Raw genomic sequence first — 3087 nt, forward strand, 5'->3', positions numbered from 1 at the left:
AGACGATGACTGCCGCGGGGCCGTTGTAGAGGTTGTTGATAAGCCCGTTCAGGAGAAAGACAAACCAGTGCGAGGCCTTGTCCGCCCCTTCCATGAGGGGAGGATGAACCCCGTGGCCCAACACCACGATGAACGCGCACACGAAGCGCAGGCTGTCGAGCCCAGCCACGCGCACTCTCAGGTTTCCGTCCTGCTGACTCATGGATGACGACCCGATTCCCGCATGAGCGCCGTGCTCTGGCGCCCCGTTGCCCTGGCGTGGCCAGGAGGAGGCCAGGATAGAACACCTCGGTGGGGCCTCGATAGAAGTGCCCGCCACCCTGGGTGCCCGCCCGCCTGGCCGGGCTCGGTGCACAGGCCTGGAGCCCGGGACGAGGCGCTCCGGCCCGGACCCCTCACGGCGGCGTCTCGGAGGTCGTCTCCAGCAAGTGCTCCACGATGTCCTTCCTGTGCGGATCCTCCATCAGCTCCTGCCGCCGCGCCTCCAGGAGCTTCCGCTCCTCTTCCTCCAGGCGCGCCACCCAGGCCTCCTCGTCCCGCCGCGCCCCTGTGGGCACCAGCTGCAGTCCCTCGCGCACCGCCCGCGCCGCGTCCCCATAGCGGCGCAGGGACTCGTGGAGCCGCGCCACCGTGAAGTGCGCCTCCGGTGCGGGCACGAGCCTGGCGACCGTCTGGTAGCGCTCCAGCGCGCGAGAAAGCAGACCCTCCCGCTCGTAGCTGACGCCCTCCAGCGACAGCAGTCGTGCCCGCTGTGGATAGTCCGAGATGAAGGGGCTGGCCTGCTGGAGCACCTCCCTCGCACGCCGCGTCAGCCCCGCCTCGAGGAGCTGACTCGACAGCAGGAAGGCCAGCTCCACCTTCGCCGGGAAGCGAGGCAGGAGCCGATCGAGGAGCTGGAGCGCCTCCTCGCGTCGGCCCTGGGCTCGGAGGATCTCCGCGCGCAGCATCGCCGGCCCGAGCGCATCCGGCGCCCGGCGCTCCAGCTCGGCGCACAGCGCCTCCGCGGCCCCGAGCTCTCCCCTCACCATGCGCAGGCGCGTCTCCTGCTCCCACAGGGCCTCCATCTCCCGGGCGCCGAAGCGGACAAGCGGGGCCTCGGGCGAGCGGTCACCCAGCATCGACTCGAAGTGCTCACGTGCCCAGCCGAGCCAGGCGAGTGCCAGCTCCTGGGAGCCTGGGTGTGAGAGGAGCGACAGGGACAGCGCTGCCACCCTCCGGGGATCGTCCGGGGTCAGCGCCTGCAGTTCCTCCAGTGTGCGCGCCTGCCCTAAGGCCTCCCGCCTCAACACCTCCGTGTCTCCCGACTCGTACGCCAGCCGGTACTCCAGGAAGGCCTGGCTCCGGCGCCCTAGCGCCAGCAGCGCCCGCGCGCCGATGCGGTGTGAGGCGGCATCCAGCGGCCGCAGGTAGAGCGCCCGGTTCACGAAGGCGAGCGCCTCCTCGGCCGTGGCCCTTCCCCCCATCGCGTACGCCGAGCCGGCGAGGCTGTAGAGCAGGTAGTCCGCCGGATGCCGATCGATGAGGACCAGCGCTCGCGCTCGCACCTCGGCCAGTGGTGCACGTGCGCGGATGAGCCCCGCCAGCTCCTCCTCCGCCCCCGCGAGCGTGTGCCGCCCAGGCACGAGCGCCACGACAGCAAGGAGCGAGAGCGCCGCGGCGACTCCCAGCCCTTGGGTGGGAGGCAGCCGCCTCGTCACTCCTGGAACCGCGGGGGCGTCGCGCTCCTCCGGCCGGGCCACCGCTGCGAGCATCACCCAGGCGGCCACCGCGGACGCGGGCAGCTCCAGGCTGAAGTCGAAGAGGTTGTGGAGCCCCAGCGCCCCGACTCCCGCGAGCACCGCCACCTCCGCGCCTCCCAGCCGCTCCCGCTGCACCAGCCGCAGGAAGCCCCACAGCATCGCGGCCAGCAGCGCCAGGCCCGGCACTCCGAACTCCGCCGCGAGCTGCAGCACCGCGTTCTCCGGGTGCGTCAGCGTGTTGGGGTTGGGCTCGGTCTGGTAGCGCGGGAAGGCGGCCTCGAAGGCCCCGCGGCCCATGCCCAGCACCGGGAAGGCGCGCGCCGTGGCCACCATCCTGGGCCACAGGTCCAGCTTGCTCTGGCGCAGCTCCTCCAGGCTGTCCGCGCTGGCTGCCTCGGCCACCAGCTTCTCCCACGCCACGTAGCCCCCCACCGCCAGCGTCGCGCAGAGCACGAGCAGCGCGGCAAGGCCCCGGCTCGTGGCCGATGGCACACGCTCCCGTCCCGGTACTCCCTGGCGCTCGCGCAGCACCCACACCGCCAGGAGCACCTGGCCCAGCAGGAAGAAGAGGATCCCCGCGCGGGAGAGGGAGAGGAGCACCCCCGCCCCGGACAGCAGCGCCGCCGCGGCGAAGACCAACCCCCGCCCGCGCAGCTCGCTGGTGAGCGTCAGGCCCAGCGCCACCGTGGAGGCCAGCCCCAGGAAGCCGGCCAGGTGGTTGGGATTGCCGAAGGGCGTCACCAGGGGCGGCTGCGCATGGGCATAGGCGCGAATGCCGAACAGCTCCGTCAGCCCCAGCAGCGCGTGCAGCAGCCCGATCACCGTCACGGCCGCCCCCGTGAAGGCCAGCGTGGCCAGCAGCCGGCGCCGCGAGCGCCGGGAGCGGCACACCTCCACCGCCGCGACGAAGGCCAGCGTGTACGCGACATACCCCGCCAGCGCGCGCCAGGTGGCGGGCGGATCCAGGGAGATGGGGCGCGCGGACGTCAGCCCCAGGGGAGCGAGCGCGAACTCGCGCAGCGCGGCCGCCTCGGGGCTCACCCATTCGAGCAGGGCCGCGGGGAGCGGGAGGAGCTGCACCAGGCAGAGCGCGGCGCCCGCCACCAGCGGCACCGCGAGCAGCGGCACGTGCAGCGCGTGGCCCTGGCGCCGTGCACCCACTCCGGCCAGCGCGATCGCCAGGATCGCCAGCCCCACCAGCGGCCAGAGCACCCACGTCGGCGCCCCACCGAGAGCCAGGGGGCACAGGACGACGAGCCCCACCAGCGCCGCTTCGGCGCCAAGACTGAACCGGGAGGTGCGGCGAGATGCGAGGGGCATGGACGCGCCCTGACTATCTCACGAGCCA

At 72.9% G+C, this 3087-nt stretch carries 2 protein-coding genes; both read right to left on the reverse strand.

The genetic code is table 11. The annotated features are described in order from the left end of the window. Positions 1–202 (reverse strand): hypothetical protein (locus VD972_RS07850; protein WP_324983143.1); only part of this gene is annotated, 202 nt, incomplete at its 3' end. Between the two features lie 193 nt (positions 203–395). Next, positions 396–3059, reverse strand: coding sequence for an O-antigen ligase family protein (locus VD972_RS07855; protein WP_324983146.1), 2664 nt, complete (start codon positions 3057–3059; stop codon positions 396–398). Between the last annotated feature and the right edge of the window lie 28 nt (positions 3060–3087).

It is taken from the genome of Hyalangium sp., from assembly GCF_035629615.1.
GTDB lineage: Bacteria > Myxococcota > Myxococcia > Myxococcales > Myxococcaceae > Hyalangium.

Bases quoted from the DNA above. Each gene is read 5' to 3' on its own strand.
- VD972_RS07855 (WP_324983146.1), bottom strand. From the start codon at position 3,059: ATGCCCCTCGCATCTCGCCGCACCTCCCGGTTCAGTCTTGGCGCCGAA.